A 24240-nucleotide genomic window follows, 5' to 3' on the forward strand; every position below is an offset into this window, starting at 1 on the left:
CCGCAGTGACCGGCGTCAAGAAACAGCACCTCTCTGCGTACCCCCACCGCCGGTCCGAGGACGGACACCCCACGGCCCCGCCCCACCCACCACCCCCAGGCGCGACGCGCACCCCCACCGAACCCGCACAGGCGCCGCAGGCATCACGCACCCCACCACCCGCAGACACCACACGGGCGCCGCAGGCATCAACGCACACCCCCCGCCCCCGCCCCACCACGCGGCTGCTCCCGATCCGACCCGCACAGCTCCTCGTTCAACTCCCTCACCAGCTGAATCAGATCGGTAGGCCGATCCGGCCCCCACCAGTCCCCCAGCAACGCGGCCAACGACTCCTCCCGCGCCCGAGCCAACCGCCCGGCGACCTCCCGCCCCCGCTCGGTCAACACGAGATCGAGCCCCTCACGCACGGCCAGCCGCCGCTCCTCGACCTGCCGAGCCGCCTCCAGGACGACCGGCAGCGGCACGACACTGCGCTCGGCGAGCAACGCCGGCTCCACCCAGCCGTACTTCTTGATCCGCAGCAGCAGCCACCCGGCCGCCGGCAACAGGTCGTACCCGGCCTTCTCGGTGATCTCCCGGTACACCTCCCGCCGCCCCTCCCGCGTCCCGAGCACCGACAGCGCCCGGCACACCTCGTCGTACGACGACCGCTCCACCGGATTGCTGGCGAGCGTCTCGGACAGGTCGGGCGCCCGCACCGACCCCCGCAGCGGGTCCTCCCGCAGGAACCAGGCCAGCACGAACCCGAGCAGCGCGACCGGCACGGCGTACAGGAAGACGTCGGTGATGGCGGACGCATACGCCTCCAGAGCCCCGGACCGCAACGCCGCCGGCAGCTCCGCGATGCCCCGCGGGTCGGCTTCGAGCCCGTCCAGGGAGACCCCGGGCGGGAGCGGAACCCCTTGGAACGCCTCGACCAGTTCGTCGTCGAGCCGACCCGCGAAGACCGTGCCGAAGATGGCGACGCCGAACGAGGCCCCGATCGACCGGAAGAAGGTCGCCCCGGAGGTGGCGACGCCGAGATCCTCGTACGACACGGCGTTCTGCACGATCAGCACCAGCACCTGCATGACGAGGCCGAGCCCCAGCCCGAAGACGAAGAAGAACACGCTCATCTCAGCGGTGGAACTGTCCATGTCGAGCTGATGGAGCAGCAGCAGCCCGATCGTGGTGACGGCGGTCCCGGCCAGCGGGAACACCTTCCAGCGCCCGGTGCGGCTGACGATCTGCCCGGACGCGGTGGACGACAGCAGCATGCCGACGACCATGGGCAGCATGTGCACACCGGACATGGTCGGACTGACACCCTGCACCACCTGGAGGAACGTCGGCAGATAGGTCATCGCGCCGAACATGGCGAACCCGACGATGAAGCTGATGACCGCGGACAGCGTGAACGTCCGCACCCGGAAGAGCTTCAGCGGCAGCACGGGTTCGGCGGCCGTGCGCTCCACGGCGACGAACCCGGCCGTGAGCACGGCCCCGAGCAGGGCCAGCCCGACGATCTGCACCGACCACCAGTCCCACGTCGTCCCGCCGAGGGAGGCCACCAGCACCAGGCAGGTAGCGACGGACGCGATGAGGAACGTACCGAGGTAGTCGATGACATGCGCCGTCGACCTGCGCGGAATCCGCAGGCCGGCGGCGATGACGGCGAGCGCGACCATCCCGACGGGAAGGTTGACGTAGAACACCCACCGCCAGCTCAGATGCTCCGTGAAGACCCCGCCGAGCAGCGGCCCGAGCACACTGCTCGCCCCGAACACGGCGCCGAACAGCCCTTGGTACCGGCCCCGTTCACGCGGCGGGACGATGTCGCCGACGATCGCCATGGACAGCACCATGAGCCCACCGCCGCCGAGGCCCTGCACGGCCCGGAAGGCGATGAGCTGAGCCATGTCCTGGGCCATGCCGCACAGCGCGGAGCCGACCAGGAAGATGACGATCGCGATCTGGAAGAGCCGCTTGCGGCCGTACTGGTCGCCGAGTTTGCCCCACAGCGGGGTCGCCGCGGTGGACGCCAGCAGATACGCGGTCACGACCCAGGACAGATGCTCCAGCCCGCCGAGGTCACTGACGATGGTCGGCAGCGCGGTCGAGACGATGGTCTGGTCGAGGGCGGCGAGCAGCATGCCGAGAAGCAGCGCGCCGATGGAGACGAGGACGTTGCCGGGCACGTTCTCGTGCGGTTCGACTCCCCGACGCGGGGGCTGCGCGTCACGCACATTTCCCGTCATACCGTGCGCATCCCCGCCCATGAAGACCTCCCGAGGCTGTCGTTACACCTCCCACACACCCCCATCGTGATCGCTATGGCCGGTTATGGCCTGTCGAGTCCCTTTGGAATCACTTGTTCCGGGGGTTGGGAAGGCGACGTGAGGAACGTCTGCATAATCTGGGGAGTTCGCGAGGGGAGGGACGAACACGTGAGCGAGCTGAGGGGAACAGGGGATGCTCGGGGTCCGGGTGACCCGGAGCGCCCGGACGGCCGTGTGTGCCCGGAGTGCGGGACGCCGAGAGCGGCCGACAACACCCCGTCGTGCGGCTGCGGCCCACGCGTGTCCGAGGCCCTGCGAGACGCCCGCACGGCGGAGGCCGCCGCCGCGGAGGACTTCGATCCGCTGCGCATTCGCCCATACGTGGAACTGGACGGCGGCGTCGAGCAGGAGCGGGGCGCCGAGCGGGAGGCCGACCCCGGCGAAACGATGCCTCTGCGGGCGGCACCGCCGGCCGGCCCGGCGTCCGGGCGTGGGCCCGTCGATCCGTCCGCCGCGCCGCCGACCGCGCCGCCCTCTCCGGGGACGACCTCCGACGCGCGGGACCTGAGCCTGTTCGAGCCCGGGACTGCGGCGTACGGCGCCGAGGACGGCAGCCGCGAGCCCGGGAGCCGACGCGGCCGTACGGTCCTGCTCGGGGTCGGCGGTGGGCTCGTGGCCGTACTGGCGGCGGCGGGACTGGCCAGCGGCCTGTTCGCGTACGAGACGCCGTCGCGGGACAGGGCGTTGCCGAAGGAGGTGCGGGCGAGCGTGCCGGCCCCGCCCACCAGCCAGGAGGCCGAGACACCGGCGCCGGCCGGGACGTCACCGCGGCCGGCGCCGGCACCGGTGACCCCGTCCGCCCCGAGGAGCGCCTCCGCCTCACCGTCGCCGTCCGGGTCGAGCGCGTCCCCGTCGCCGTCCACCTCCGCGACGGAGAAGGCCACGAGCACCCCCTCGCCGTCCGGTGCCGCTGAAGCGCAGGAGCAGTCCTCCCCGGCGCGGGAGACCGCACCGCCGACCCTGCGCCGCGGCGACCGCGGCCCCGAGGTCCTGGAACTCGAACTCCGCCTGACCCAGCTCGGTCTCTACGCGGGGGAGGCCAAGAGCACGTACGACGAGGGCGTCGAGGAGGCGGTGGCGCGCTATCAGTGGGCCCGTGGTGTGCAGCCGAAGGAGTACGGCGTGTACGACGCGGTGACGCGGGAGAGGCTGGAGGCGGAGACACGGGAGCCGTGAGGAGCCGGCCCGGGGCCTCCCACCATGCCCCCTCCGGATGGAGCAGAGCCGGAACCGCCTTGGCCGACGTAGACCCGGAGCCACCCGGAAACCCTGGCCGACGCAGCCCCGGAGCCACCCGGAACCGCCCTGGCAGACATAGTCCCGGAGCCACCCTGGCAGACGTAGCCCAGGAACCACCCTGGCCGACGCACGCCCGGAACCACCCTGGCCGACGCACGCCCGGAACCACCCTGGCCGACGCACGCCCGGAGCCACCCTGGCCGACGTAGCCCCGGAACCGCCCTAGCCGACGCACACCCTGAGCCACCCGCCCCCGGCGTCCTCCACCCGCACCTGCCGAAGGTCCCGCACCAGCACGTCCGGGCCGTGCGCCCCGGCCCGCTCGCCGACCCCCACGACCCGCATCCCGGCCGCCCGCCCGGCCTGGATGCCCGCCGCGGAGTCCTCGAACACCACGCACTCCCCTGGCGCGACCCCCAGCTCGGCGGCCCCCTTCAGGAACCCCTCGGGGTCGGGCTTGCTCGCGCCCACCGACTCCGCGGTCACCCGCACATCGGGCAGCTCCAGCCCGGCCGCGGCCATGCGAGCGGTGGACAGCGGGACGTCCGCCGAGGTCACCAGCGCATGGGGCAGTCCTCGCAGCGACCGCAGGAACTCCGGCGCACCGGGCACGGGCACCACACCCGCCACGTCGGCCGTCTCCTCGGCCAGCAGGCGGGCGTTGTCCGCGTGGTTGTGCTCCATCGGCCGGTCGGGCAGCAGCAGCGCCATCGAGGCGTGCCCCTGCCGCCCGTGCACGACCTTCATCACCGCGTCCCCGTCCAGCCCGTGCCGCTCGGCCCAGCGGCGCCAGATCCGTTCCACGACGGCGTCCGAGTTGACCAGGGTGCCGTCCATGTCGAGCAGGAGGGCGCGGGCGGTGAGCACGGTGGGCGCGGCGGTGGCCGACATCGGCAGCTCCAGGGCGAGGGGTACGGGGGTATGAGGGTGGCCCCCGGAAACGAGACAAGGTGGTCCCGCCCGCCGGTCAGGGAAAACGGGCGGGAGCCACTTTGTTCCTCCACGGTACAAAACCCGGCGGCATACCGCCACCACCCCCACGGACCGTTCACCGAACATTCAGCTCGGCCGCCCGGGGCGCTCAGCCGCTCACGGCCTCCCACAGGCTCCACAGTCCGAGGCCCAGCATCAGCAGCGCCGCCACCTTCGTGATCAGCCGCAGCGGCACCCGGCGTATCAGCGCCTTGCCCCCGACGATTCCGAGCCCCGCCACGGCCCACAGCGCCAGCACCGCGCCGACACCGACCGACAGCGGGTCGTCGTAACGGGCCGCGAGGTTCGCCGTCATGATCTGCGTCAGGTCCCCGAACTCGGCCACCAGGATGAGCATGAACCCGGCCCCGGAGACCTTCCAGAAGGACTGGTCCTCGGGCTTGCGGATCTCCTCCTCGCCCTCGTCCTTCTTCATGAGCAGCACGGCCGCGCCGCCGAGGAAGAGCACACCCGTCAGCGCGTGCACGATCTGCTGCGGCAACAGCGTCAGCACGCTGCCGGCCGCCACGGCCAGTGCGACATGCACCGCGAACGCGGCGGCGACACCGGCGAAGACGTAGGAGGCGCGGTAGCGCGTGCCCAGGACGAGCCCCGCGAGCGCGGTCTTGTCGGGCAGTTCGGCGAGGAAGACGACGCCGAAGACGACCGCTGTGACGGTAAAGCTGATCAAGGTTCCTCAATCGGTCGGGCCGCCCCGCCGAGAGCATGGTCACTGCCAATCGCGACACCTCGGCACGGCAGCACACTCGGCGCCCGCACCCTGTGCGGTGCGGGCGTGCACTGCTTGCCGAAGGTCTCGCTGGCCGACCCCGTGACCGAGGTCCGCCTCCGGGCGCCGGCTCAGACGAGCTGAGCAGTATGTCGACGGTCCGGCGAAGAGCTACTCCCCTTCTGCTTCCGCCATCATACAAAATCGTTTCGCCGTAAATCTTGTTATGTCATGCACGCGTCACTAACTTCTCACCACACGCACATCTCCCCGCAACACGGCGTCGCGAGCATTCCCACGCCCGCACGCCAACACCCCCACCCCTCAAGGGAGTTCGCATGACCAAGTTCTACGCGCGTCGACGCGTCAGCATACTCGCGGCGCTGACCGGCGTCATCGCCTCCGTCGGGCTCTTCAACGGCCCGACCGCCTCCGCCGCCCTCCCCACCCCGGTCAGCGCCTCCACCGCCCGCGGCTACCTCGCCCAGCTCACCGTGGCCGCCGAGGACCGCACGGGTTACGACCGGGACCTCTTCCCGCACTGGATCACTCAGTCCGGCGCCTGCAACACCCGTGAGACGGTCCTCAAGCGCGACGGCTCGGGCGTCGTGACCGACTCCTCCTGTGCCGCCACCAGCGGAAGCTGGTACTCCCCGTACGACGGCGCCACCTGGACCGCCGCCTCCGACGTCGACATCGACCACCTCGTCCCGCTGGCCGAGGCCTGGGACTCCGGCGCCGACGGCTGGACCACCTCGCGGCGCCAGTCCTTCGCCAACGACCTGACCCGCCCCCAGCTGATCGCCGTCACCGACAACGTCAACCAGGCCAAGGGCGACCAGGACCCGGCCCAGTGGATGCCCTCGCGCACGGCCTACCGCTGCACCTACGTCCGCGCCTGGGTCCAGGTGAAGTACTACTACGGCCTCTCGGTCGACTCGGCGGAGAAGTCCGCGCTCACGAACCACCTCGCGAGCTGCTGACCCCGCCCCCGGCCCGCGGCGACCGGTGACCGGCACAGTTCGGCAAACCGTGTTCGGCAAACCGTGACCTGCGAAACCTCGCCGCTCGCCTCAGTCGTTCCGTACCGTACGGGGCGACGAAGGAGGGCGGTCACGTGGCCGGACTGCGGCTTGGTCCACTGCTGAGGTATGCCGACGGCTCGTCCGCGACCGTGTGGGTCGAGACGAGCCGTCCGTGCACGGCCGAGGTGCGCGGTGCGGACGGATCCGGCGGCCGGGCCCGCACGTTCCAGATCGCCGGGCACCACTACGCCCTGGTGCCGGTGACCGGTCTCGCTCCCGGGACGACGACGCCGTACGAGGTCCACCTCGACGGCACACGCGTGTGGCCGCTGCCCGATTCGCCCTTCCCGCCGTCGGTCATCCGCACCTCCGCCCACCACGACCCCGTCCGCCTCGCCTTCGGCTCCTGCCGGTGGGCGGCGCCCCCGGAGGGCGAGCGGGACCCGGTCGGCCCCGACGCGCTGGACACGCTGGCGGCCCGCATGGCGGGCGATCCCGACGGGGAACGGCCGGACGTGCTCGTCCTGCTGGGCGACCAGGTGTACGCCGACGAGACCTCCGAGGCGACCAAGCGCTGGCTGGCCGGCCGGCGCGACCTGAGCGACCCGCCGGGCGACGAGGTCGCGGACTACGAGGAGTACACCCGCCTCTACTACGAGTCGTGGCTCGACCCCGAGGTGCGGTGGCTGCTGTCCACCGTGCCGAGCTGCATGATCTTCGACGACCACGACGTCATCGACGACTGGAACACCTCCGCGGCCTGGCTCGCCGACATGCGGGCCACCCCCTGGTGGCGGGAGCGGCTGCTGAGCGGCCTGATGTCGTACTGGGTGCACCAGCACCTGGGGAACCTGTCGCCGGCCGAGCTGGCCGCCGACCCGCTCTACGCCGCCGTACGCGAAGTGCCCGACGGCACCGACCTGTTGCGCGCTTTCGCCTGCCGGGCGGACGCCGACCCGGCCTCGGTCCGCTGGAGCTACCGGCGCGACTTCGGCCGGGTACGGCTGCTGATGGTGGACACACGGGCCGGCCGGGTGCTCGACGAGGACGCGCGCTCCATGCTCGACCCCGGTGAGGCGCGGTGGCTGCGCGAGCAGGCGCTGGACGCCCCCGGCTCCTGCGACCACCTCCTCATCGGCGCCTCCCTGCCCTGGCTGCTGCCCCACCTCGTGCACGACGTCGAGACCTGGAGCGCGGCGCTGTGCCGGGGCGAGCGCGGGGAGCGCTGGGCGCGGTTCGGGGAGAAGCTGCGGCGGCGGGCCGACCTGGAGCACTGGGCGGCGTTCCCGGCGTCCTTCGACGCGCTGGCGGAGCTGATCGCCGAGGCCGGGTCGGGGGACGGGGCACCGGCGACGGTGTGCGTGCTGTCGGGGGACGTGCATCACGCGTACGTGGCCGCGCCGACGTGGCCGGCCGGCGACGGGCCCGACGCCGGGGTGTTCCAGCTGACCTGCTCCCCCGTGCACAACGCCGTCCCGCAGGCGATCCGGTTCGGCTTCCGCTTCGGCTGGAGCGCGGTGGCGCGGGCGCTCGGCCGGCGGTTCGCCGCGCACGGGGGCGGTCCGCGGCCGCCGATCGAGTGGCGCAGGACGGGCGGACCGTGGTTCGGCAACCAGCTCATGACGCTGACGCTGCACGGGCGTTCGGCGCGGCTCAGGCTGGAACGGGCGCGGGGCGTGCGGGGGGCCGGGGCGCGGCTGCGGACGGTCATGGAGTCCGAACTCGCCCCGTAATCAGGGCGTTCCGACCACTTGTGGCCTGTTATGGCCTCTGTGGCATGTGATGCTCGTGACGCATCCCACACTCACCGCCCCCGGGGCTCGGTCGGCCCCTCTCCCGACGGCATGATGAGCCGGACCGTCCGCTCACGCCCCGACGGCTCGCTCCGCCGCGCCCCCCACGCCCGGGAGTCCTCGTCTTGTCTGCACCGACCTCCGCCCCGACCCCGGAGCCCCCCACGGCCTCCGTCGCCCTGGTCGGCGCGGGTCCCCGCGGCACCAGTGTCCTTGAGCGCCTGTGTGCCTCCGTACCCGAACTCCTGCCACCCGGGACTCGGCTGACGGTCCATGTGATCGATCCCGCCCCACCGGGTCCCGGCCGGGTGTGGCGGACCTCGCAGTCGCCCGAACTGCTGATGAACACGGTGTCCTCGCAGGTCACGTTGTTCACCGACGACAGTGTGGACTGCTCGGGTCCGATCCGGCCCGGCCCGAGCCTCTACGACTGGGCGGCCGGCGCGCTCGGCCCGGACGAGTACCCGACCCGGGCCCAGTACGGCCGCTATCTGGAGTGGGTGTTCGCGAAGGTGGTGCGCGAGGCGCCGCCCTCCGTACGCGTCATGACGTACGCGGCCCGTGCGGTACGGCTCGCCGACGCCCCCGACGGCAGCCAGTTGCTCACCCTCGACGACGGCCGGGTGCTGACGGGTCTGTCCGCCGTCGTGCTGGCGCAGGGCCATCTGCCGACGGTGGCCGACGCGACACAGCGCCGTCTCGCCGCGTACGCCGACCGCCACGGCCTGCGCCACGTCGCCCCCGCCAATCCGGCCGACGTCGACCTTTCCCCCATCTCCCCGGGCGAGCCGGTGCTGTTGCGCGGACTCGGCCTCAACTTCTTCGACCACCTGGCCCTGTTGACGACCGGCCGCGGCGGCCGTTTCACCCGGGGCCCCGGCGGGCTGCGCTATCTGCCCTGCGGCGACGAGCCACGTCTGTACGCCGGTTCGCGGCGCGGCGTCCCGTACCAGGCGCGCGGCGACAACGCGAAGGGGCCCTACGGCCGCCACCTTCCCCTCGTCCTGACGCCCGAGGTGATCGCCGGTTTCCGCAAGCGCGCGGACTCGGGTGCGGCACCCGACTTCCTCACGGAGATATGGCCGCTCGTCGCGAAGGAGGTGGAGACGGTGTACTACACGGCGCTGATACCGCAGGTTTGCCGTCCCGGCTTCCTGGAGGGCTTCCTCGCCGTCCCGCACGGCGACCCCCGGGAAGCCTCGCTGCTGACGGAGTTCGGGGTGCCGCAGCGGGCGCGCTGGAGCTGGGACCGGATCTCCCGACCGTATACGGGACGCGCCTTCGCCGATCCGGGGCAGTGGCGCGACTGGCTGCTGGCCCATCTGCGCGAGGACGCCGCACAGGCCGCCCGGGGCAATGTGCACGGCCCGCTGAAGGCGGCCCTCGACGTCCTGCGGGACCTGCGCAACGAACTGCGTCTGATCGTCGACCACGGTGGGCTGACCGGTACCTCACGCCGGGAGCATCTGGACCGTTGGTACACGCCGCTCAACGCCTTCTTGTCCATCGGCCCGCCCAGGCGGCGGGTGGAGGAGCTGGTGGCACTGATCGAGGCGGGTGTGGTGGAGGTGCTCGGGCCCCGCCTGGAGGTGCGGGAGGACGCGGGGGCGTGGGTGGCGCACTCCCCCGAGGTGCCCGGTTCGGCGGTCCGGGTGACGGCACTGGTCGAGGCGCGTCTGCCGGAGAGCGACCTGCGCCGCAGCGCCGACGAGCTGCTGGCCCGGCTGCTGAAGACGGGGCAGTGCCGCCCGCACACCGTGGACGGTTACGAAACGGGAGGGCTCGACGTAACACAGCGGCCGTACCATCTGATTGACCGTCAGGGAAACGCGCACACACGGCGGTTGGCCTTCGGAGTGCCCACGGAGGGTGTGCACTGGGTGACCGCTGCCGGGGCCCGGCCAGGTGTGGATTCGGTCACTCTTTCGGACGCGGACGCGGTGGCGCGAGCGGCGCTACGTGCGGCGTTCCCTGGGACCACAGGGGAAATCGAGGCAAAGTCCTGGCCGAATGTTGAACTTGCAAGTGTTGATTAGGGAAACCTAACGTGGGCGCTACTGAGCAGTATCCGTCCCCACGCCGTTCCTTTCAGGGAACGGCCCGTCATCAGACCGAGGGAGTCCCCCACATGACCGGACGCCTCAACAGCGCCCAGCCTTATGCCATCGGCCTGTTCCGCATCGTCGTCGGCCTGCTCTTCGCCTGCCACGGCGCCAACTCGCTCTTCGGCACCTTCGGAGGCCAGACCGCGCAGGCAGGCAGCTGGCCCGGCTGGTACGCCGCCGTGATCGAACTCGTCGGCGGCAGCCTGGTTCTGCTCGGCCTCGGCACCCGCGCGGCGGCGTTCATCTCCTCCGGCGCCATGGCCTACGCGTACTTCAAGGTCCACCAGCCCGAGGCGCTGTGGCCCATCGAGAACAACGGCGAAGGCGCGGCGATGTACTGCTGGGCCATGTTCCTGCTGATCTTCACCGGCTCCGGCGCCTTCGGCCTGGACCGCCTCTTCGCCAAGCGCTCCGGGGCTCAGGACCGCACGGCGGCCGACCAGGAGCCGGTGGCCGTCTGACGCCTCCGGCCTTGCACGACGGCACCCCTTTCGTGGTTCTTTCGTGGTGCGGCGCCCGTCTCCGCGTGGTTCGAGCGGATACGGGCGCCCTCGCGTTTCGGCGGGAAGGTGAACTTCCCGTGCCGAACCCACGAGCCCCCCACGAATCTTCTGTCACACCCCCGGCGTACGCTGTATGGCTGTCACAGGCCGCTCCTGCCGCTCCCCGCGACATCGCGGCACGGTCTGGCCACGGGGGTCAACGGGGAGTTGCGGTGCTGGAGGGTTTTGCGGATGTGGGTTCGCTTACGGCGGCCCCATGGATCTACATGGTGGTGGCTCTGTCCGTCCTGCTGGACGTGTTCGTACCGGTCCTGCCCAGCGGCGTCCTGGTGATCACGGCGGCGACGGCGGCGGCCGCGGGATCGGGCGCGGCGACCGGACGGGTCCCCGACGACGTCCCGGACATCCTGGCCCTGACGCTGTGCGCCGCGACGGCCTCCGTCCTGGGTGATCTGGTTGCCTATCGCCTCGCCCGGCGCGGCGGCGCCCGGCTGGACCGCGCCCTCGCCCGCTCCCGCCGCCTGCAAGCGGCGCAGGAACGTCTCGGCGCGGCTCTGGCCCGAGGCGGTGGCGCCCTGGTCGTCCTGGCCCGCTTCGCCCCCGCGGGCCGCTCGCTCGTCTCGTTCGGCGCGGGCGCCGCCCACCGCAGCGCCCGCGACTTCCTCCCCTGGTCCGCGCTGGCGGGCCTCGCCTGGGCGGTCTACAGCGTGGCCCTCGGCTATCTGGGCGCCCAGTGGCTGGGCGCGACGTGGCTGGCGGCGGCGGTGTCGGTGGGGGCGCTGTTCGCGGCGGGGGCGGTGGCCACATATCTGGTACGGCGGAGGCCGGCCTAGGGCCGGGTCCGCACAAGTCCCGTCGTGCGCCCGGAGGGCGGGCCTGCGGCCTCCGGTGCGTGCTCTCGGCGCGCCGGGCGGAGTCCCTCGTACTGGATGCACCTGGGACTTCCTGGATGCACTTGGCACTTCGCCCGGTGCGGCGAGAGTGCTTGCCAGGCGTCGCGGGGCAGGCGGGAGTGTGCGGAGACGGCCTGGGGCAAATCGTCGGGCTCAGCCGCCTCGCGGGTCCTCAGCCCGCCTGGCGGGCGGCGCTCTGCCCCCGGACCTCCAGTCCGGCCAGCAGGTCGGCCGTGGCCTGTGCGACCGCGTCGACGGCGCGGTCGAAGACCTCGCGGTTGTGGGCGGCCGGGGCGCGGAAGCCGGAGACCTTGCGGACGTACTGAAGGGCGGCGGCGCGGATCTCCTCCTCCGTGGCCTCCTCGGGCAGGACGGGCGGGCGAAGCGTCTTGATGCTGCGGCACATGCCTCACAGTCTCCCCCCGGCGGGGGTGCGTCTGCCATGATCACGTCGAGGCGGCCACCGATCCGGGGCCGACCGACGAGAGGACTCGCATGACGGCGAAGAACGAACTCACCGTGGCGGTACTGGGCCCGGGCGGTATCGGCGGCCTGCTCGCCGCACTCCTGTCCAGGTCGGGCCACCGCGTCATCTGCCTGGCCGGCGACGAGACCGCCGCGACCCTGCGCAAGAGCGGGATCCACGTCCGCAGCGGCCACTTCGGCGACTTCAGGGTCCAGGTCGAGGCGGACACCGAGCTGCGCGAACCGGTGGACGCCTGCCTGATCGCGGTGAAGGCCACCGCCCTGGACGAGGCACTGACCCGCGTCCCGCCCGCCACGCTCGGCGACGCTCTGCTCGTCCCCTTCCTGAACGGCGTCGAGCACCCGCGGACGCTGCGCGCCCGCTACCGCCCCGACCGGGTCGCCCCCGCCGTGATCCGGGCCGAGTCCACCCGCGTCGCACCGGGGGAGATCGAACACGGCACCCCCTTCGCCGAGATCGACCTCGCCGGCGACACCGTCCCCCGTGACCGCCTCGACGCCCTCGCGCGTGCCCTCGACGAGGCGGGCCCCACCACCCGCGTCCTCCCCGAGGAAACGGCGGCTCTCTGGGCGAAGATGAGCTTGCTGGCGCCCTTCGCCCTGCTGACCACCCGCCACGCGCTGCCCATCGGCGACGTACGCACGCGCCACCGCGAGGAGTTGAGGTCCCTGGTCGAGGAGACGGCTGCGGTCAGCCGGGCCTGCGGAGCGCCCGTCGACCCGGCCGGGATCCTGGCCCGCCATGACTCCTTCCCGCCCACCACCAAGTCGTCGATGCAGCGGGACGCCGAGGCGGGCCGCCCCCTCGAACTGGACGCGATCGGCGGGGCGTTGCTGCGCGCGGCGGAGCGGCACGGGGTACCGGTGCCGGTGGCGACGCGCGTGGTGGGCGAGCTGCGGGCGGCGGGCCACTAGCGGCGCCGGCGGGCGGTGGGCCGGGCCCTTGCCCGACCCACCGCCCACCCTCGACGCACTCACACACTCGTTCGCGTGAACCCCCGGGGAAACTCGCCACCCAAAATCGAACAGGCGTAGCATTGAGCCGTGGCTACGCCCTATGACTATCCGAGTGACCTCCTCGCCGGCCAGGAGGAGCTGCATCAGGTCCGGGCCGAGCTGTCGGCCCTGCTGAGGCGGCTTCCCTGGTCGGTCGTGCCCCTGGACGGCTTCAGCGACGACAACGGCTGGCGCAAGATCGAACGCCCCGCCTCCCCCGGCTGGACGGAGGACGAACAGGCCGAGGTCGAGAAGCTGCGCCGCCGCGAACACGAACTCGCGATCTTCGTCAGCGGCCACCGCTACTGGTCGGAGCTCACCGGGGCCGAGCGGGTCGACGCCCGCATGAAACTCAAGCACGCCCACGAGGCGCGGGACGAAGAGGACTGAAAAGCACGAAGACGACGCAAACGCACAGGGCCCCCGCCGCGAACGGCGGGGGCCCTGTGCTGCTGTGGGCGCGGACGGTTTCGAACCGCCGACATCCTGCTTGTAAGGCAGGCGCTCTACCCCTGAGCTACGCACCCCAGAACGAGTCGACAGCCTACCTTGCCCAGGGCCATGTCCCGCAAACCCGTATCTCCTACGGCGCCGGTCAGCGTCGGGTTTACCCCACCAAGGATCCGGGAGCGGACCGGATCCCGCGGCGGAACGGGCGCCCGTACGGTCGGAAGCACCATCGAAGTCCCGGGCCGTGAGAGCCGGTCACGGGCACGCCCCAGGGGGAGATCGCCATGGCCCGTACCGTTCCCGCTCGCGCCCTCGCCGTCGCCGGAGCCGTCCTCGTGCTCGTGGTCGCGGTGGCCGGCTGCGGAGCTTCCGCCGAGGACGACCAGGACCCCGAGCACCGGTCCTTCGCCCTGGCCGGACGGACGCTGACCGTCGACTCGGACGACTCGGCGCTGGAGATCGTCGCCACCGACCGGAGCGAGGCCGGCACGGTCGAGGTGACCCGGTGGTTCCAGGGAACGGTCGCGGTCGGCTCGGATCCCGAGGCGACCTGGGAGATGAAGCACGACCGGCTGGTGCTGCGGGAGAAGTGCTCCGGCATGATCGCCAACTGTTCGACCAAGCACCGCATCGAGGTTCCGCACGGCATCACCGTGCGGGTCGAGGACGGGGACGGGAGCGTGCGGGCGCGTGGGTTCCGGGACGCGTTGAGCGTGCGTACCGGGGACGGTTCCGTGCATGTCACCGACTCCACCGGTCCGCTGGACCTGAGGACGGGGGACGGTTCGGTGCGGGTCTCCGACGCCGAGGGCCCGCTGAAGCTGGAGTCGGGCGACGGTTCCCTCCGCGTCTTCGACGTCACCTCGCGGCAGGTGCGGGCGAAGACCCGGGACGGCTCGGTCTCGCTCGAACTCGGCCGCGTGCCCGACCTGGTGGAGACCCGCACCGGCGACGGCGCCGTGTCGATCGATCTGCCGCGGGCCACGTACAAGGTGACGGCCGAGAGCGGCGACGGCGCGGTGGACGTGTCCGTGCCCCGCAGCGACGCCAGCCGCCATGTGGTCTCCGTCCACACCGGCGACGGAGCGGTTTCGGTGGATACGGCGAACTGACCGGCCCGTGTGTTCGTCCTGTACCGGTGGGAGAATGACTACCGGGCAGGGTGAATGACAGCACGGGAGAGGGATGTGACGGCGACACCTGAGCAGCCGAACTCGCCGTCAGTGCCGCGGGCACAGCGCGGTCCCCTGCGGTTCGCCGCACGGGCCGGGCGCACCGGACAGCACAGCCCGCAGCCGGCGTACGACACCTCAGGGGCCGTACGCCGCCTCCGCCGCGACGCGGGGCTCGCCCTGCGGGACGCGCTCACCCTGGCCGCTCTGCCTCTGGTCGCCGCGCTGGCGCTGCCCGCCGCGTTCGCCGGCGGCGGCACCCGGCGCTGGTTCGGCGGGCGGGCCGAGAGCCAGCGGGCCGAGGCGCAGGCCGCGAAGGACGCGGCGGCCGCCGCGTTCTACGAGTTGGACACGGCCCAGCGGGATCTGCGGATCTCGATCGAGACGATCGCGGCCGTCGACGACTCCCCTGCCGCGCGCCGCGCGCTCACCGACTTCGAGGCCCTCGGGCGGCGGATCGACGAGGTCAGCCACCAGTACATCCAGGCCGTCGACGCCCACGACCTCGACCGCGACGACCTGGAGGCGTCGGCCGCCGCCCGCGCCCGTACCGAGCTGGCCAAGGCCAAGGACGATCTCGGCAACGTCAAGCGGGAACTGGACCGCTTCACGGACGGACTCGGGCCGCTGCTCGGCAAGGCCGAGACCCAGCTGGCCCGCCTCGCACCGGCCGTGGAACGCGCCCGGCAGGGCCTGCTCGCCGCCTCGAACGCGCTGGACGCCGTACGGGCCTCCGGGCTGCGGGCGGACGGCCTCGCGGCCCGGCTCGCCGCGCTCGCCCCGGAGCTGACCAGGCTGAACCAGGGCGCCGGACAGCATGGTGTGCCGCAGACGCTGGAGCGGGCCGAGCGGGTCGCGCGGGAGGCCGAAGCGGTACGGGCGGAGGCCGAGCGGCTGCCGGAGCGGGCCGCCGAGATCGACCACCGGCTGGTCTCGCTGCGTACCCGCGCGCAGGCGCTCACCACCCGCGCCGAGCAGGTCGAGCCGGTGCTGAGCGAGCTGCGGCGGCGGTTCACGGCGGCCTGCTGGCAGGACCTGCAGGGCGTGCCGGAGCGGGCCGCGGAGAACGTACGTCAGGCCGAGCTGAAGCTGACGGAGGCGCGGGCCGCGCGCGAGGACCAGCGCTGGCCGGACGCCACCGCACTGCTGTCGACGGTCCGGGCGCTGCTGAACGGCACCGACGAGTCGGTGTCCGCGGCCGGGGACCGGCTGCGCCGGCTCAACGCCGTGCAGAAGGACCCGCAGCAGGAGATCGACCGGACGCGGTTCGCGATCCGGGACGCCCAGCGGCTGGCCATGGCGGGGCGGAACACACCCGATCCGCGGCACGCCCGTCCGCTGGACGAGTCCGTCGCACGGCTGGAGCGGGCGATCGGCACGCTGGAGGGCCGCCACCCGGACTACTGGCACTTCCTGACCGAGACGGAGGCGGTGCGGCGGGCGGTGGCCGGGGTGGTCGCGCAGATCCGCGAGGAGCGCGGCGCCGGCCACTGACGCCGCTAATCTGTGCGTATGCCTCGCTACGAGTACCGCTGCCGCAGCTGCGGCGACACGTTCGAACTGAACCGTCCGATGGCGCAGTCCTCCGCGCCGGCCGTGTGCCCCGCCGGGCACGACGACACGGTGAAGCTGCTGTCGACGGTGGCCGTGGGCGGCACCGCCTCGGCCCCCGCCCCCGCGCCGAAGTCGGGCGGAGGCGGGTGCTGCGGCGGAGGGTGCTGCGGCTAGGGTCCGTCGTTCGGATCATGCCACCCGAGCGGGGTAGTTCCTCTCAGCCGACCTGATCCGAACGACAGACGCTAGGCAGGCCCGGCTGTCGTGCGGGTCGCCCGCAGGAACTCCCTCAGGATGCGCTCGCCCGCCAGGACGCCCCGCTCCGGCAGCGCACCGATCGCCGGGGCGCTCCAGTCGGCGTCGGCGAGTTCGCCGTGCCCCGGGCGCCAGCCCCTGTCGGCGGCCAGCAGGAGGTCGGCGTCCAGCAAGGAGTCACCCGCCGCCAGCGTCAGCTCCGCCCCGGTCCGCCGGGCGACCTCGTGCACGGCGGCGCTCTTGGTGAGGGGCTTCGGGACGGCGTAGATCTTGCGGCCCTGCAGCGACACCGTCCAACCGCGGTTCTCCGCCCACACCGCGAGTTCCTTCACCCACTCCTCGGGCAGCAGCTCACGCTCGACGACCAGGTAGGCGAAGAGGTCCTCGGCGACCCGGTGCTTGCGCACCCACGCCGGGGACGCCGTCGCCATCAGGTGGTCCTGCACCTCCGCCAGCGGCGCGCACCGCTCGGCCAGCCGGGCCGTGACCTGTGCGTGCCAGTCCGGGTCGGAGACGCCGTCCACCAGCAGATGGCCGCCGTTGGCGCAGATCGCGTACGTCGGCGCGGGGCCCGGCAGGTTGATGCGCTGGTACTGCTTGCGGGTCCGGGTCGTCGTCGGCACGAACACCGCGGCGTCGCCCAGGTCGGTCAGCAACTGCGCCGCCGTCTCGGTCATGTACGACAGCGGCTTGCTCTCGTGCACCTCCACGCACAGCAGTCTCGGCGCCCGCGCGTCCGGCATGGTCAGCGCGAGGGCCGCGGAGGAGTAGATCAGCGTACGGTCGAGGTCGCTCGCCACCAGCACCGGCATCAGAGGTTCACCGCCCTGCCGTCGGCGCCCGTCGCGCCCCGCGTGTACTTGGGGTGGATCAACCCCACGCAGGTGTAAGGCAGTTCGGCCACTTCCTCCACCGGTACCCCTCTCTGCTCGGCGAGCAGTCGGACATGGTCCAGGTCGGCGCCGGCTCCGGCCCGCGCCAGGATCTTCCACGGCACCCGGCGCAGCAGCACCCGGGTGGTCTCGCCGACACCCGGCTTGACGAGGTTCACGTCGTGGATGCCGTACTCCTCACTGATGCGCTCGACGGCGGCCCAGCCCGCCCAGGTCGGCGTGCGGTCGTCGGCCAGCAGTTCCTTGACCTGCGCGTCGACCGCGTCCGCGACCTCCGGGAAGCGCTCGGACACGGCGTCCAGGAAGGCGACGGACACATCGGCGCCGGCGAGTTCGCGGTAGAACTTCGCGCCGTGGTAGTCGTGCGGACCGACCAGGTCCGAACGCAGGACGGTGCGGGAGATCAGGCCGGAGACCGTGGAGTTGAGGCACGCGGACGGGATCAGGTAGTCCTCGCGGGTGCCGTAGGTGCGCACGCACGAGCCCGGGTCGGCGAGTACGGCGATCTCCGGGTCGAAGCCGGTGATGCCGTCGGACTCCTCGAACTCGCGCAGCGCCGCGGCCAGTTCACGGGTGATGGCGCCCTTGCCGGTCCAGCCGTCGACGAAGACGACGTCCCGCGGGTCGTGGTGCGCGGCCAGCCATCGCAGCGCGTTGGCGTCGATGCCCCGGCCACGCACGATCGACACGGCGTAGTGCGGCAGTTCGAGCCCGTGCCGGAACGCGGCCCAGCGGCGCATGAGGATGCCGACGGGGGTGCCGGCGCGGGCGAGCGAGACGAGCACCGGGCGGGGCGACCGCTCGGCCAGCACGATCTCGGTGACGGCGCCGGCCGCCTGCGCCAGCCGGGCCGCCGACTCCGCCAGCGCCGTGTGGAACAACGCCTGGTACTGCTCGCTGGGCTGGTATTCCACGGGCAGCGACTCCGCGTAGTGAGCGCCGCCGCTCTGGATGGCCTCCTCGCGCTCCTCGGTCGGTGCCTCCAGGGTCACGTCCGAGAGGTCCTGGAGGAGCCAGCCGACCTCTTCCGGGGCGTACGAGGAGAAGGCGGGGCCACGGAGGGGCTCGGGCAGCATCGAGTGCCTTTCGGGAACGTGCGGGGATCCGGGGACGTACGACGGCACCACCGCGAGCAGGACCTGGTCCGTGTGGGCGGTGAGCTGCGCCAGCAGTCCCCCGGGGGCGTGCAGGCGGGGGGTGTCGGCGGTCGAGTCGACGACGGCCACGACGGCGTCGAAGCCGGCGCCGGCGACGTTGTAGGCGTAGCGCTCGCCGGGGCCGTCGGCCGGGTCGTCATGGGCCGGGAAGACGAGGCGGGTGCGTATGGCGTATCCGGGGTCGTCGACGGCGAGGACGGGTGAGCGGGTCGTGGTGGAGTAGCGGATCTCGGCGTCCGTGATCCGCTCCAGCTCACGGGCGAGCCTGAGGGGGGCGTACATGAGCTCTTCGAAGCCGAGCACGTGCACGCGGCGGGCACCTTCGGGCAGGGCCTCGGCGAGCCGCGCGGCCATGGCGGGCAGGGCGCTCTCCAGCCGCGCCCGGTCCTCGGGGGTGAAGCCGTGGCGACCGCCGTCGGGGAGGCCGGGGGGCCAGCGCAGGTCCACGCGGGTGGGGTGGGAGCGGGTGCGGTGGTCGGCCGACTGCGGGCCGGTGGGGGTGGGCAGCGCGGTTCCCCGCGGCCCTGGGTGGTGGTCGGACGCGTCCGCTTCGAGGCTCTGGGCGCGAGCGCCCGTCGCTTCCCCGGACGCGGCCGCGGCGCCGCCGCTGCCCGGGGGCGCGGGGAACGGCGCGACCGGTCCCGAGGCATCGGCGGACGACGAAGAACCCTCCGAAGCGGTCCCGGCCTCGTACCGCGCCACCAGCTCCCGCCCCTTGTGAAGCACCCCCTCCGGCAGCCGTACGGTCCCCACGGCGGCCGCCACGAGGTCCACCCGGGCGCCGATCTCACGGGCGAACTCCTCCAGCCGCCCCGCGTCCGCCGCCGACCGCATGTCCACCAGCGCCACCACGACGTACCGCTGCCGCGGGTACCGGGCATGAAGGTCGCGGACGGTGTTCAGCACCGTGTTCCCCGTGGAGAACTCGTCGTCGACCAGCACCAGCGGCCCGGCACCGGCCAGAAGCGCCGGATCCTCCGGCAGCAGCAGATGGGACGTGGCGTGCGAGTGGGACTCCTCGAAGCCGCCCGCGCGGGCGACGCCGGTGACGGGGCGGCGGGTGGAGTGCAGGTACGGGGCGAGCCCGATGCCGTCGGCCACGCAGTGGCCGAGGCCGGTGGCGGTCTCCGCGTAGCCGAGGACGACCGCCCTGGCGGCCTCGTCGGCGCCCAGGAGGTCCCGCACCCGACGGCCCAGGGCGAAGCCGGCGTCGTACACCACGGACGGCGCCTGGGGCACGTGCTTGCCGAGCACGTTGGAGACCAGCAGATGCGCCCGCTTGGGGTTGCGGCGCAGGGCGAGGCCCAGCAGCTCCCTGAGCCCGTCGTCGCCCTCCAGCTGGACTCCGAGCCGCTCGGCGACCCAGCTGCCGGACCAGTCCCCGTCGTTCACTGCGTTGTTCATGCGTCCCTTGGATTAAGCGGCCGGTCGGCCGCCCTTGGATTAAGCGGCCGGTCGGCCGGGTTCAGGCCGGGATTCCGGCGGCGAGCAGCTCCACGAAGCCGATGTCCTCGTTGGCGACACCGAACACCTCGGCGCGCAGCAGGGTCCGCTCGGCCCAGGCGCGGTGCGGTTTCACCTCGTTCATCTTGTTCGTGTACTGCGAGCGAAGCACTCCCCCGCCGCCGCGCTCGGGCCGCAGGATGTCCCTGGCGTCGCTGTACTCCTCGTGGCTGACCACGGACAGCGCGTGCACGGGCAGGACGTGGGAGGGGTGGATGCAGGTCTTGCCGAGCAGGCCGTTGGCGTGGTCGAGCGTGATCTCGCGGAGCAGGCCGTCCATGGAGTGCTCGATGAGGGCCTCGCGCAGTTCCTCGGCCTGGCCCTCCAGGAACGGGCTGCGGCGCAGCTGCGGCTTGAACATGCGTTCCTGCACCCGGAAGTACTCCCACACCGGCCCGGTCACCGTGAATCCGGTCCCGTCGGCCCTGCCCAGCATGTTCACCACGTCAGCGATCACGGAGGCGACGATCTGGACGTCGTAGGCGGTCATGTCCGGGGCCCTGCGCAGCCCGTAGGAGGAGCAGAAGTCCGTCACGCCCAGTCGCAGCGCGAGGACCCGCTCGCGGTACTTGTCGACGGCACGGAAAATGCCCTCCAGGGTCTCCACGCGCGACTCGCGGTAGAGCAGCTGGGGCGACTCCAGGACGGGCATGGCGAACAGGCGACGCCCGCTGACGGCCTCGGCGGTGGCGAGGGCCTCCAGGAAGGGCATGCCCCGCTCTTCGGTGAACTTCGGCAGTACGAATCCGGACAGCAGCCGCACCGTGGGCCCGAGCCGCCGTACGAGATCCGGGATCTGCTCGGGGGTGCGGACCCGGACGAAGAGCAGGGGCAGGTCGCCGGTGCCGGACCGGCCCGCCAGGTCGGTGAACTGGCGGACGAGGTTCTCCTCGCCCTCCGCCACGTCCTCGTCACCGATCGAGTCCTCCAGGCACAGCACCATCGAGACCACGCCGCGTCCGGTCTGTTTGACGATGTCGTCGGCGAGCCGCGGCCGGGTGGCCGGGCTGTAGAGCGTGGCCCCCAGGGCCGCGGACAGCAGCCGGGCCGGGGAGTCGGCGGAGAACTCGCACGGCTCCTGGTGGAACAGGCGCTGCCGCACCTCCGGGGCGATGTGCCCGAAATGACGCATAGAACTCCCCCGTGGTGGCTGCGTGGCCACAGTGACCGATTCACACGTGGCCGGTAATAGTACGTAGGTACCCATGTCGGGGGTTCCCACCGGGCATGAATTCCTGGTAACGCGGATGAACACGATCGCGCATGGCCCGTCGCACCCCCGCGTTGTCGTGAGCAGGACGGAGAGGGCAGGATGACGGCATGACGCACGCGATGTTGAAGGGGTCGAACGTCCCGCTCGAAGTCACGACGGTACGCGCCGTGCTGCGCTGGACGCCCGGGCAGGGGGTCCCGGACGTCGATGCCTCGGCGCTGCTCCTCGGCCCCGACGGTCGTGTGCGTTCCGACGAGGACTTCGTCTTCTACAACCAGCCCCGGCACCCCTCCGGGAAGGTCTGGCGGCTCGGCAAGAAGCGGCTCACCGAGGGCCTCACCGACACGATCCAGACGGATCTGGCCGGTGTCGAGTCCGCCGTCGGCCAGATTCTGCTGGTCGCTTCGGCGGACGGCGTCGCCTTCGACTGCGTCCGGGACCTACGCATCCTGCTGTACGACGCAGCCTCCGCCGACGGTGAACCGCTGGCGTACTTCGACATCAAGCCGGAGACGGGCCGGGAGACGGCCCTGATCTGCGGCGAGCTGTACCGCCGTGGTGAGGGCTGGAAGTTCCGCGCGCTGGGCGAGGGCTATTCGGACGGCCTGAGGGGACTGGCCACGGACTTCGGTATCTCGGTGGACGAGTCGGAGGCGGCGCAGGAACCCGCGCCGGCACCCGAGGTCTCCCAGCCCCTGCCGCCGGAGCAGCCCACGACGACGGTCCCGCCGCAGCCTGCGTACGGCTACCCCCAGCAGCCCCCGCCCACCCAGCCTGCGTACGGCTACCCCCAGCCGGCCGGCGAGCCGGCCACGGCAGCGGCGGGCTACGGTTACCCGCCCCCGGTCACGGCCGTGCCGGCCTCGGAGTTCCGGTTGCCTCCGCAGGGGCCGCAGTTCGTGGGCCGCTAGGCACTGCCGCGCGCCGGGCCCGGGCCCGGGCGCGGCCTCGGGCGGCTACTTCTCGGCCTTGGTCTTGTAGCCCCGGCCCCACTGCAAGCCCCACCCGAACAACCGGTCCAGCTCGGCCTGGAACCCGTAGACGAACTTCACCTCGCGCCGGACCCACACCTCGTCCTTCACGTTCTCGATCATCACGACCGCGCAGGACCGGGCCTGTGGGTGCCGCTCGTCGAGGCCTATCTCGATCCGGGGCCCGTTGCTCGGGTACAGCGTGACGATCGCGTGCGTACGGTCGAACGCCGGCGTCTGGTCGTAGATGTACACGAAGACCAGCAGCCGCTTGATGTTCTCCCGGTGGTCGAGGTTGACGTAGATCGTCTCCCCGGACGCCGACCCGAACCGGTCGTCGCCGCTGAGCTTCACGTACGGCGGCGCGTTGACGTCCCCGAGGAACCCGCCCAGCGGTTGGACGACCCCTTTCGTCCCGTCGGTCAGCTCGTACAGGCACCCGAGGTCGAGGTCGACGTTGACCATGCTCTGGCTGTGCCCGAGCACCTCGGGCGGCTTGAGCGCCTTGAGCGGGTGCCGCAGCAGGCTCTCCCGCTGCGATCCCCCGATGTCGGAGGTCCGCATCCGCCAGGTCAGGTTGATCCGCAGGTGCCCGGTGGCGGCGCCCTGCTTGGTGAGCGACACCCGGTCGTGCCGCTTCGTCAGCTCGATCGAGTTCGTCGATGCGCTGCCCGAGTCGAATTCGGCCGCCCGGCCACGCCAGAGTCCGTCCAAGAAGCCCATTCCGCCCCCACGTCCCACGTAGACCTGCGTTCACTCGGAAAAACCGGCGGGGCGGCCGGAGGCCCGGCCGCCCCGCACAGAGCGTTCCTCACCCGCAGGTGTGTCACACCCCGGACGAGACCTCAGTCTTCTCGTCCGAGGTGTCCGCTTTTCCCTCCGCTGCCGCCAGCGCACGGTTGCGGCGCACCGAGGACCAGAAGGAGGCGCCGATCAGGACCACACCGATCAGACCGGTGATGATCTCGTTGATCTCGTACTGGATGGTGACGAGCAGGATCATGGCGAGCGCACCGATCGCGTAGTGCGCGCCGTGCTCCAGGTAGACGTAGTCGTCGAGGGTGCCCTGGCGGACCAGGTACACCGTCAGGGACCGGACGTACATGGCGCCGATACCGAGGCCCAGCGCCATCAGGACGATGTCGTTGGTGATGGCGAAGGCGCCGATCACGCCGTCGAAGGAGAAGGACGCGTCCAGGACCTCCAGGTAGAGGAACATGAAGAACGCGGCCTTGCCGGCCAGGGCGACCGCCGAACGGGGCTTGCCGGAGCGCTCGGCCTCTTCCTCGGCCTCGTGCTCGCGCTCCTCCTCCTCTTCCAGCTTGTCCTCGAAGAAGCCGGAGAGACCGCCCACGATCATGTACGTGATCAGACCCGCGATACCGGAGAGCAGGACCGTCTCGGCCTTGTCGACGTGCGCACCACCGTGCTGGTGGGCGTGGGTCGCGAAGGTCATCGCGGAGACCAGCAGGATGATCAGCGCGATGCAGACCGACAGCATGTCGATCTTGCCGAGCTTGGCCAGCGGACGCTCCAGCCAGCCGAGCCACTTGATGTCGCGGTCCTCGAAGATGAAGTCCAGGAAGATCATCAGCAGGAACATGCCACCGAACGCGGCGATCGCCGGGTGGGCGTCGGTGACGAGCTCCTGGTAACGGTCCTTGTCGCTGAGCGCGAGGTCGACGGCCTCGATCGGTCCCAGCTGGGCGCTGATGGCGACGATCACGACGGGGAAGACCAGTCGCATACCGAAGACGGCGATCAGGATGCCGATGGTGAGGAAGATCTTCTGCCAGAAGGCATTCATCTTCTTCAGGATTCCGGCGTTGACCACCGCGTTGTCGAAGGACAGCGAGATCTCAAGGACGGAGAGGATCGCCACGATGCCGAAGGCGGTCCACCCCCCGAAGAGGACCGCTGCGACGAGGCCGAGCGCGGTGACCGCGAACGACCAGCCGAAGGTTTTCAGAACCACTGGCTACCCAATCCTGTGTGTACGGGGCTCCCCT

Annotated in this window: 21 protein-coding genes and 1 tRNA gene; 12 read left to right on the forward strand and 10 right to left on the reverse strand. The window is 71.9% G+C overall.

Going from position 1 to position 24240, the window contains the following annotated elements; translation table 11 throughout:
• Positions 1–188: 188 nt before the first annotated feature.
• Complete coding sequence (locus tag ACFYNL_RS08135; RefSeq protein WP_388798497.1) at positions 189–2261, reverse strand: DHA2 family efflux MFS transporter permease subunit; 2073 nt, start codon at positions 2259–2261, stop codon at positions 189–191.
• Between the two features lie 300 nt (positions 2262–2561).
• On the opposite strand from ACFYNL_RS08135, the gene ACFYNL_RS08140 reads away from it, so the two are divergent.
• Entirely contained in the window at positions 2562–3497 is a 936-nt protein-coding gene (locus ACFYNL_RS08140) for a peptidoglycan-binding protein (protein ID WP_388798500.1), read from the forward strand.
• A gap of 285 nt (positions 3498–3782) precedes the next feature.
• Here ACFYNL_RS08140 and ACFYNL_RS08145 read toward each other — a convergent pair whose 3' ends face one another.
• Both ACFYNL_RS08145 and ACFYNL_RS08150 read right to left on the reverse strand, forming a co-directional pair.
• Positions 3783–4451: an HAD family hydrolase gene (locus ACFYNL_RS08145; RefSeq protein WP_388798503.1), complete on the reverse strand. Its 669-nt coding sequence runs from the start codon at positions 4449–4451 to the stop codon at positions 3783–3785.
• Between the two features lie 190 nt (positions 4452–4641).
• On the reverse strand, positions 4642–5223 hold the full coding sequence (locus ACFYNL_RS08150) for a TMEM165/GDT1 family protein (protein ID WP_388798506.1): 582 nt from the start codon (positions 5221–5223) through the stop codon (positions 4642–4644).
• A 377-nt stretch (positions 5224–5600) separates the two neighbouring features.
• Between ACFYNL_RS08150 and ACFYNL_RS08155 the strand changes: the two genes are divergently transcribed.
• The 5 genes from ACFYNL_RS08155 to ACFYNL_RS08175 all read left to right on the forward strand — a co-directional run bounded on the left by ACFYNL_RS08155 (position 5601) and on the right by ACFYNL_RS08175 (position 11521).
• Positions 5601–6245 (forward strand): HNH endonuclease family protein, encoded by a 645-nt coding sequence (locus tag ACFYNL_RS08155; RefSeq protein WP_388798509.1) that lies wholly within the window; start codon positions 5601–5603, stop codon positions 6243–6245.
• 134 nt (positions 6246–6379) lie between these two features.
• Positions 6380–8020 (forward strand): alkaline phosphatase D family protein, encoded by a 1641-nt coding sequence (locus ACFYNL_RS08160; protein ID WP_388798512.1) that lies wholly within the window; start codon positions 6380–6382, stop codon positions 8018–8020.
• Between the two features lie 185 nt (positions 8021–8205).
• A complete protein-coding gene (locus ACFYNL_RS08165) occupies positions 8206–10116 on the forward strand; it encodes an FAD/NAD(P)-binding protein (protein ID WP_388798515.1) in 1911 nt (636 codons plus the stop codon).
• Positions 10117–10208: 92 nt separating this feature from the next.
• Positions 10209–10646: a DoxX family protein gene (locus tag ACFYNL_RS08170; protein WP_388798517.1), complete on the forward strand. Its 438-nt coding sequence runs from the start codon at positions 10209–10211 to the stop codon at positions 10644–10646.
• Positions 10647–10954: 308 nt separating this feature from the next.
• On the forward strand, positions 10955–11521 hold the full coding sequence (locus tag ACFYNL_RS08175; RefSeq protein ID WP_388800526.1) for a DedA family protein: 567 nt from the start codon (positions 10955–10957) through the stop codon (positions 11519–11521).
• A 232-nt stretch (positions 11522–11753) separates the two neighbouring features.
• Here the strand turns inward: ACFYNL_RS08175 and ACFYNL_RS08180 are convergent, their stop codons facing one another.
• Positions 11754–11987, reverse strand: coding sequence for a DUF2277 domain-containing protein (locus ACFYNL_RS08180; RefSeq protein WP_388798519.1), 234 nt, complete (start codon positions 11985–11987; stop codon positions 11754–11756).
• An 89-nt stretch (positions 11988–12076) separates the two neighbouring features.
• On the opposite strand from ACFYNL_RS08180, the gene ACFYNL_RS08185 reads away from it, so the two are divergent.
• Both ACFYNL_RS08185 and ACFYNL_RS08190 read left to right on the forward strand, forming a co-directional pair.
• Complete coding sequence (locus ACFYNL_RS08185) at positions 12077–12982, forward strand: ketopantoate reductase family protein (RefSeq protein WP_388798521.1); 906 nt, start codon at positions 12077–12079, stop codon at positions 12980–12982.
• 129 nt (positions 12983–13111) lie between these two features.
• Positions 13112–13453: a hypothetical protein gene (locus ACFYNL_RS08190; protein WP_388798523.1), complete on the forward strand. Its 342-nt coding sequence runs from the start codon at positions 13112–13114 to the stop codon at positions 13451–13453.
• 65 nt (positions 13454–13518) lie between these two features.
• Here the strand turns inward: ACFYNL_RS08190 and ACFYNL_RS08195 are convergent.
• Positions 13519–13590: transfer RNA gene (locus ACFYNL_RS08195), tRNA-Val, on the reverse strand.
• 207 nt (positions 13591–13797) lie between these two features.
• On the opposite strand from ACFYNL_RS08195, the gene ACFYNL_RS08200 reads away from it, so the two are divergent.
• From ACFYNL_RS08200 to ACFYNL_RS08210, 3 genes are all read left to right on the forward strand, one after another.
• Positions 13798–14625, forward strand: coding sequence for a DUF4097 family beta strand repeat-containing protein (locus ACFYNL_RS08200; protein WP_388798526.1), 828 nt, complete (start codon positions 13798–13800; stop codon positions 14623–14625).
• Between the two features lie 75 nt (positions 14626–14700).
• On the forward strand, positions 14701–16179 hold the full coding sequence (locus ACFYNL_RS08205; protein WP_388798529.1) for a hypothetical protein: 1479 nt from the start codon (positions 14701–14703) through the stop codon (positions 16177–16179).
• 18 nt (positions 16180–16197) lie between these two features.
• Positions 16198–16413, forward strand: a complete 216-nt coding sequence (locus ACFYNL_RS08210) for a zinc ribbon domain-containing protein (RefSeq protein ID WP_388798532.1) — start codon at positions 16198–16200, stop codon at positions 16411–16413.
• A 71-nt stretch (positions 16414–16484) separates the two neighbouring features.
• On the opposite strand, the gene ACFYNL_RS08215 is transcribed toward ACFYNL_RS08210, so the two are convergent.
• From ACFYNL_RS08215 to ACFYNL_RS08225, 3 genes are all read right to left on the reverse strand, one after another.
• Positions 16485–17306 carry an HAD family hydrolase gene (locus ACFYNL_RS08215; protein WP_388798534.1) on the reverse strand — a complete coding sequence of 274 codons (822 nt, stop codon included), beginning with the start codon at positions 17304–17306 and terminating at the stop codon, positions 16485–16487.
• On the reverse strand, positions 17306–19948 hold the full coding sequence (locus ACFYNL_RS08220) for a phosphoribosyltransferase (RefSeq protein WP_388798537.1): 2643 nt from the start codon (positions 19946–19948) through the stop codon (positions 17306–17308). Before ACFYNL_RS08220 ends, ACFYNL_RS08215 begins: the two co-directional genes overlap by 1 nt.
• 61 nt (positions 19949–20009) lie before the next feature.
• Positions 20010–21179, reverse strand: a complete 1170-nt coding sequence (locus tag ACFYNL_RS08225) for an HpcH/HpaI aldolase/citrate lyase family protein (RefSeq protein WP_388798539.1) — start codon at positions 21177–21179, stop codon at positions 20010–20012.
• Positions 21180–21367: 188 nt separating this feature from the next.
• Between ACFYNL_RS08225 and ACFYNL_RS08230 the strand changes: the two genes are divergently transcribed.
• Complete coding sequence (locus ACFYNL_RS08230; protein WP_388798542.1) at positions 21368–22171, forward strand: TerD family protein; 804 nt, start codon at positions 21368–21370, stop codon at positions 22169–22171.
• 45 nt (positions 22172–22216) lie between these two features.
• Here the strand turns inward: ACFYNL_RS08230 and ACFYNL_RS08235 are convergent, their stop codons facing one another.
• A complete protein-coding gene (locus tag ACFYNL_RS08235) occupies positions 22217–22954 on the reverse strand; it encodes a Tellurium resistance (protein WP_388798545.1) in 738 nt (245 codons plus the stop codon).
• Between the two features lie 103 nt (positions 22955–23057).
• On the reverse strand, positions 23058–24206 hold the full coding sequence (locus tag ACFYNL_RS08240; RefSeq protein WP_388798548.1) for a DUF475 domain-containing protein: 1149 nt from the start codon (positions 24204–24206) through the stop codon (positions 23058–23060).
• Positions 24207–24240: the final 34 nt, after the last annotated feature.

The organism is Streptomyces sp. NPDC007808 (assembly GCF_042868655.1).
Taxonomy (GTDB): Bacteria; Actinomycetota; Actinomycetes; order Streptomycetales; family Streptomycetaceae; genus Streptomyces.

Excerpts from the sequence above, each read along its gene's own strand:
- ACFYNL_RS08135 (WP_388798497.1), bottom strand. The coding sequence starts at position 2,261 with ATGGGCGGGGATGCGCACGGTATGACGGGAAATGTGCGTGACGCGCAG.
- ACFYNL_RS08145 (WP_388798503.1), bottom strand. The coding sequence starts at position 4,451 with ATGTCGGCCACCGCCGCGCCCACCGTGCTCACCGCCCGCGCCCTCCTG.
- ACFYNL_RS08155 (WP_388798509.1), top strand. The coding sequence starts at position 5,601 with ATGACCAAGTTCTACGCGCGTCGACGCGTCAGCATACTCGCGGCGCTG.
- ACFYNL_RS08170 (WP_388798517.1), top strand. The coding sequence starts at position 10,209 with ATGACCGGACGCCTCAACAGCGCCCAGCCTTATGCCATCGGCCTGTTC.
- ACFYNL_RS08175 (WP_388800526.1), top strand. The coding sequence starts at position 10,955 with ATGGTGGTGGCTCTGTCCGTCCTGCTGGACGTGTTCGTACCGGTCCTG.
- ACFYNL_RS08180 (WP_388798519.1), bottom strand. The coding sequence starts at position 11,987 with ATGTGCCGCAGCATCAAGACGCTTCGCCCGCCCGTCCTGCCCGAGGAG.
- ACFYNL_RS08185 (WP_388798521.1), top strand. The coding sequence starts at position 12,077 with ATGACGGCGAAGAACGAACTCACCGTGGCGGTACTGGGCCCGGGCGGT.
- ACFYNL_RS08200 (WP_388798526.1), top strand. The coding sequence starts at position 13,798 with ATGGCCCGTACCGTTCCCGCTCGCGCCCTCGCCGTCGCCGGAGCCGTC.
- ACFYNL_RS08210 (WP_388798532.1), top strand. The coding sequence starts at position 16,198 with ATGCCTCGCTACGAGTACCGCTGCCGCAGCTGCGGCGACACGTTCGAA.
- ACFYNL_RS08215 (WP_388798534.1), bottom strand. The coding sequence starts at position 17,306 with ATGCCGGTGCTGGTGGCGAGCGACCTCGACCGTACGCTGATCTACTCC.
- ACFYNL_RS08220 (WP_388798537.1), bottom strand. The coding sequence starts at position 19,948 with ATGAACAACGCAGTGAACGACGGGGACTGGTCCGGCAGCTGGGTCGCC.
- ACFYNL_RS08225 (WP_388798539.1), bottom strand. The coding sequence starts at position 21,179 with ATGCGTCATTTCGGGCACATCGCCCCGGAGGTGCGGCAGCGCCTGTTC.
- ACFYNL_RS08230 (WP_388798542.1), top strand. The coding sequence starts at position 21,368 with ATGACGCACGCGATGTTGAAGGGGTCGAACGTCCCGCTCGAAGTCACG.
- ACFYNL_RS08235 (WP_388798545.1), bottom strand. The coding sequence starts at position 22,954 with ATGGGCTTCTTGGACGGACTCTGGCGTGGCCGGGCGGCCGAATTCGAC.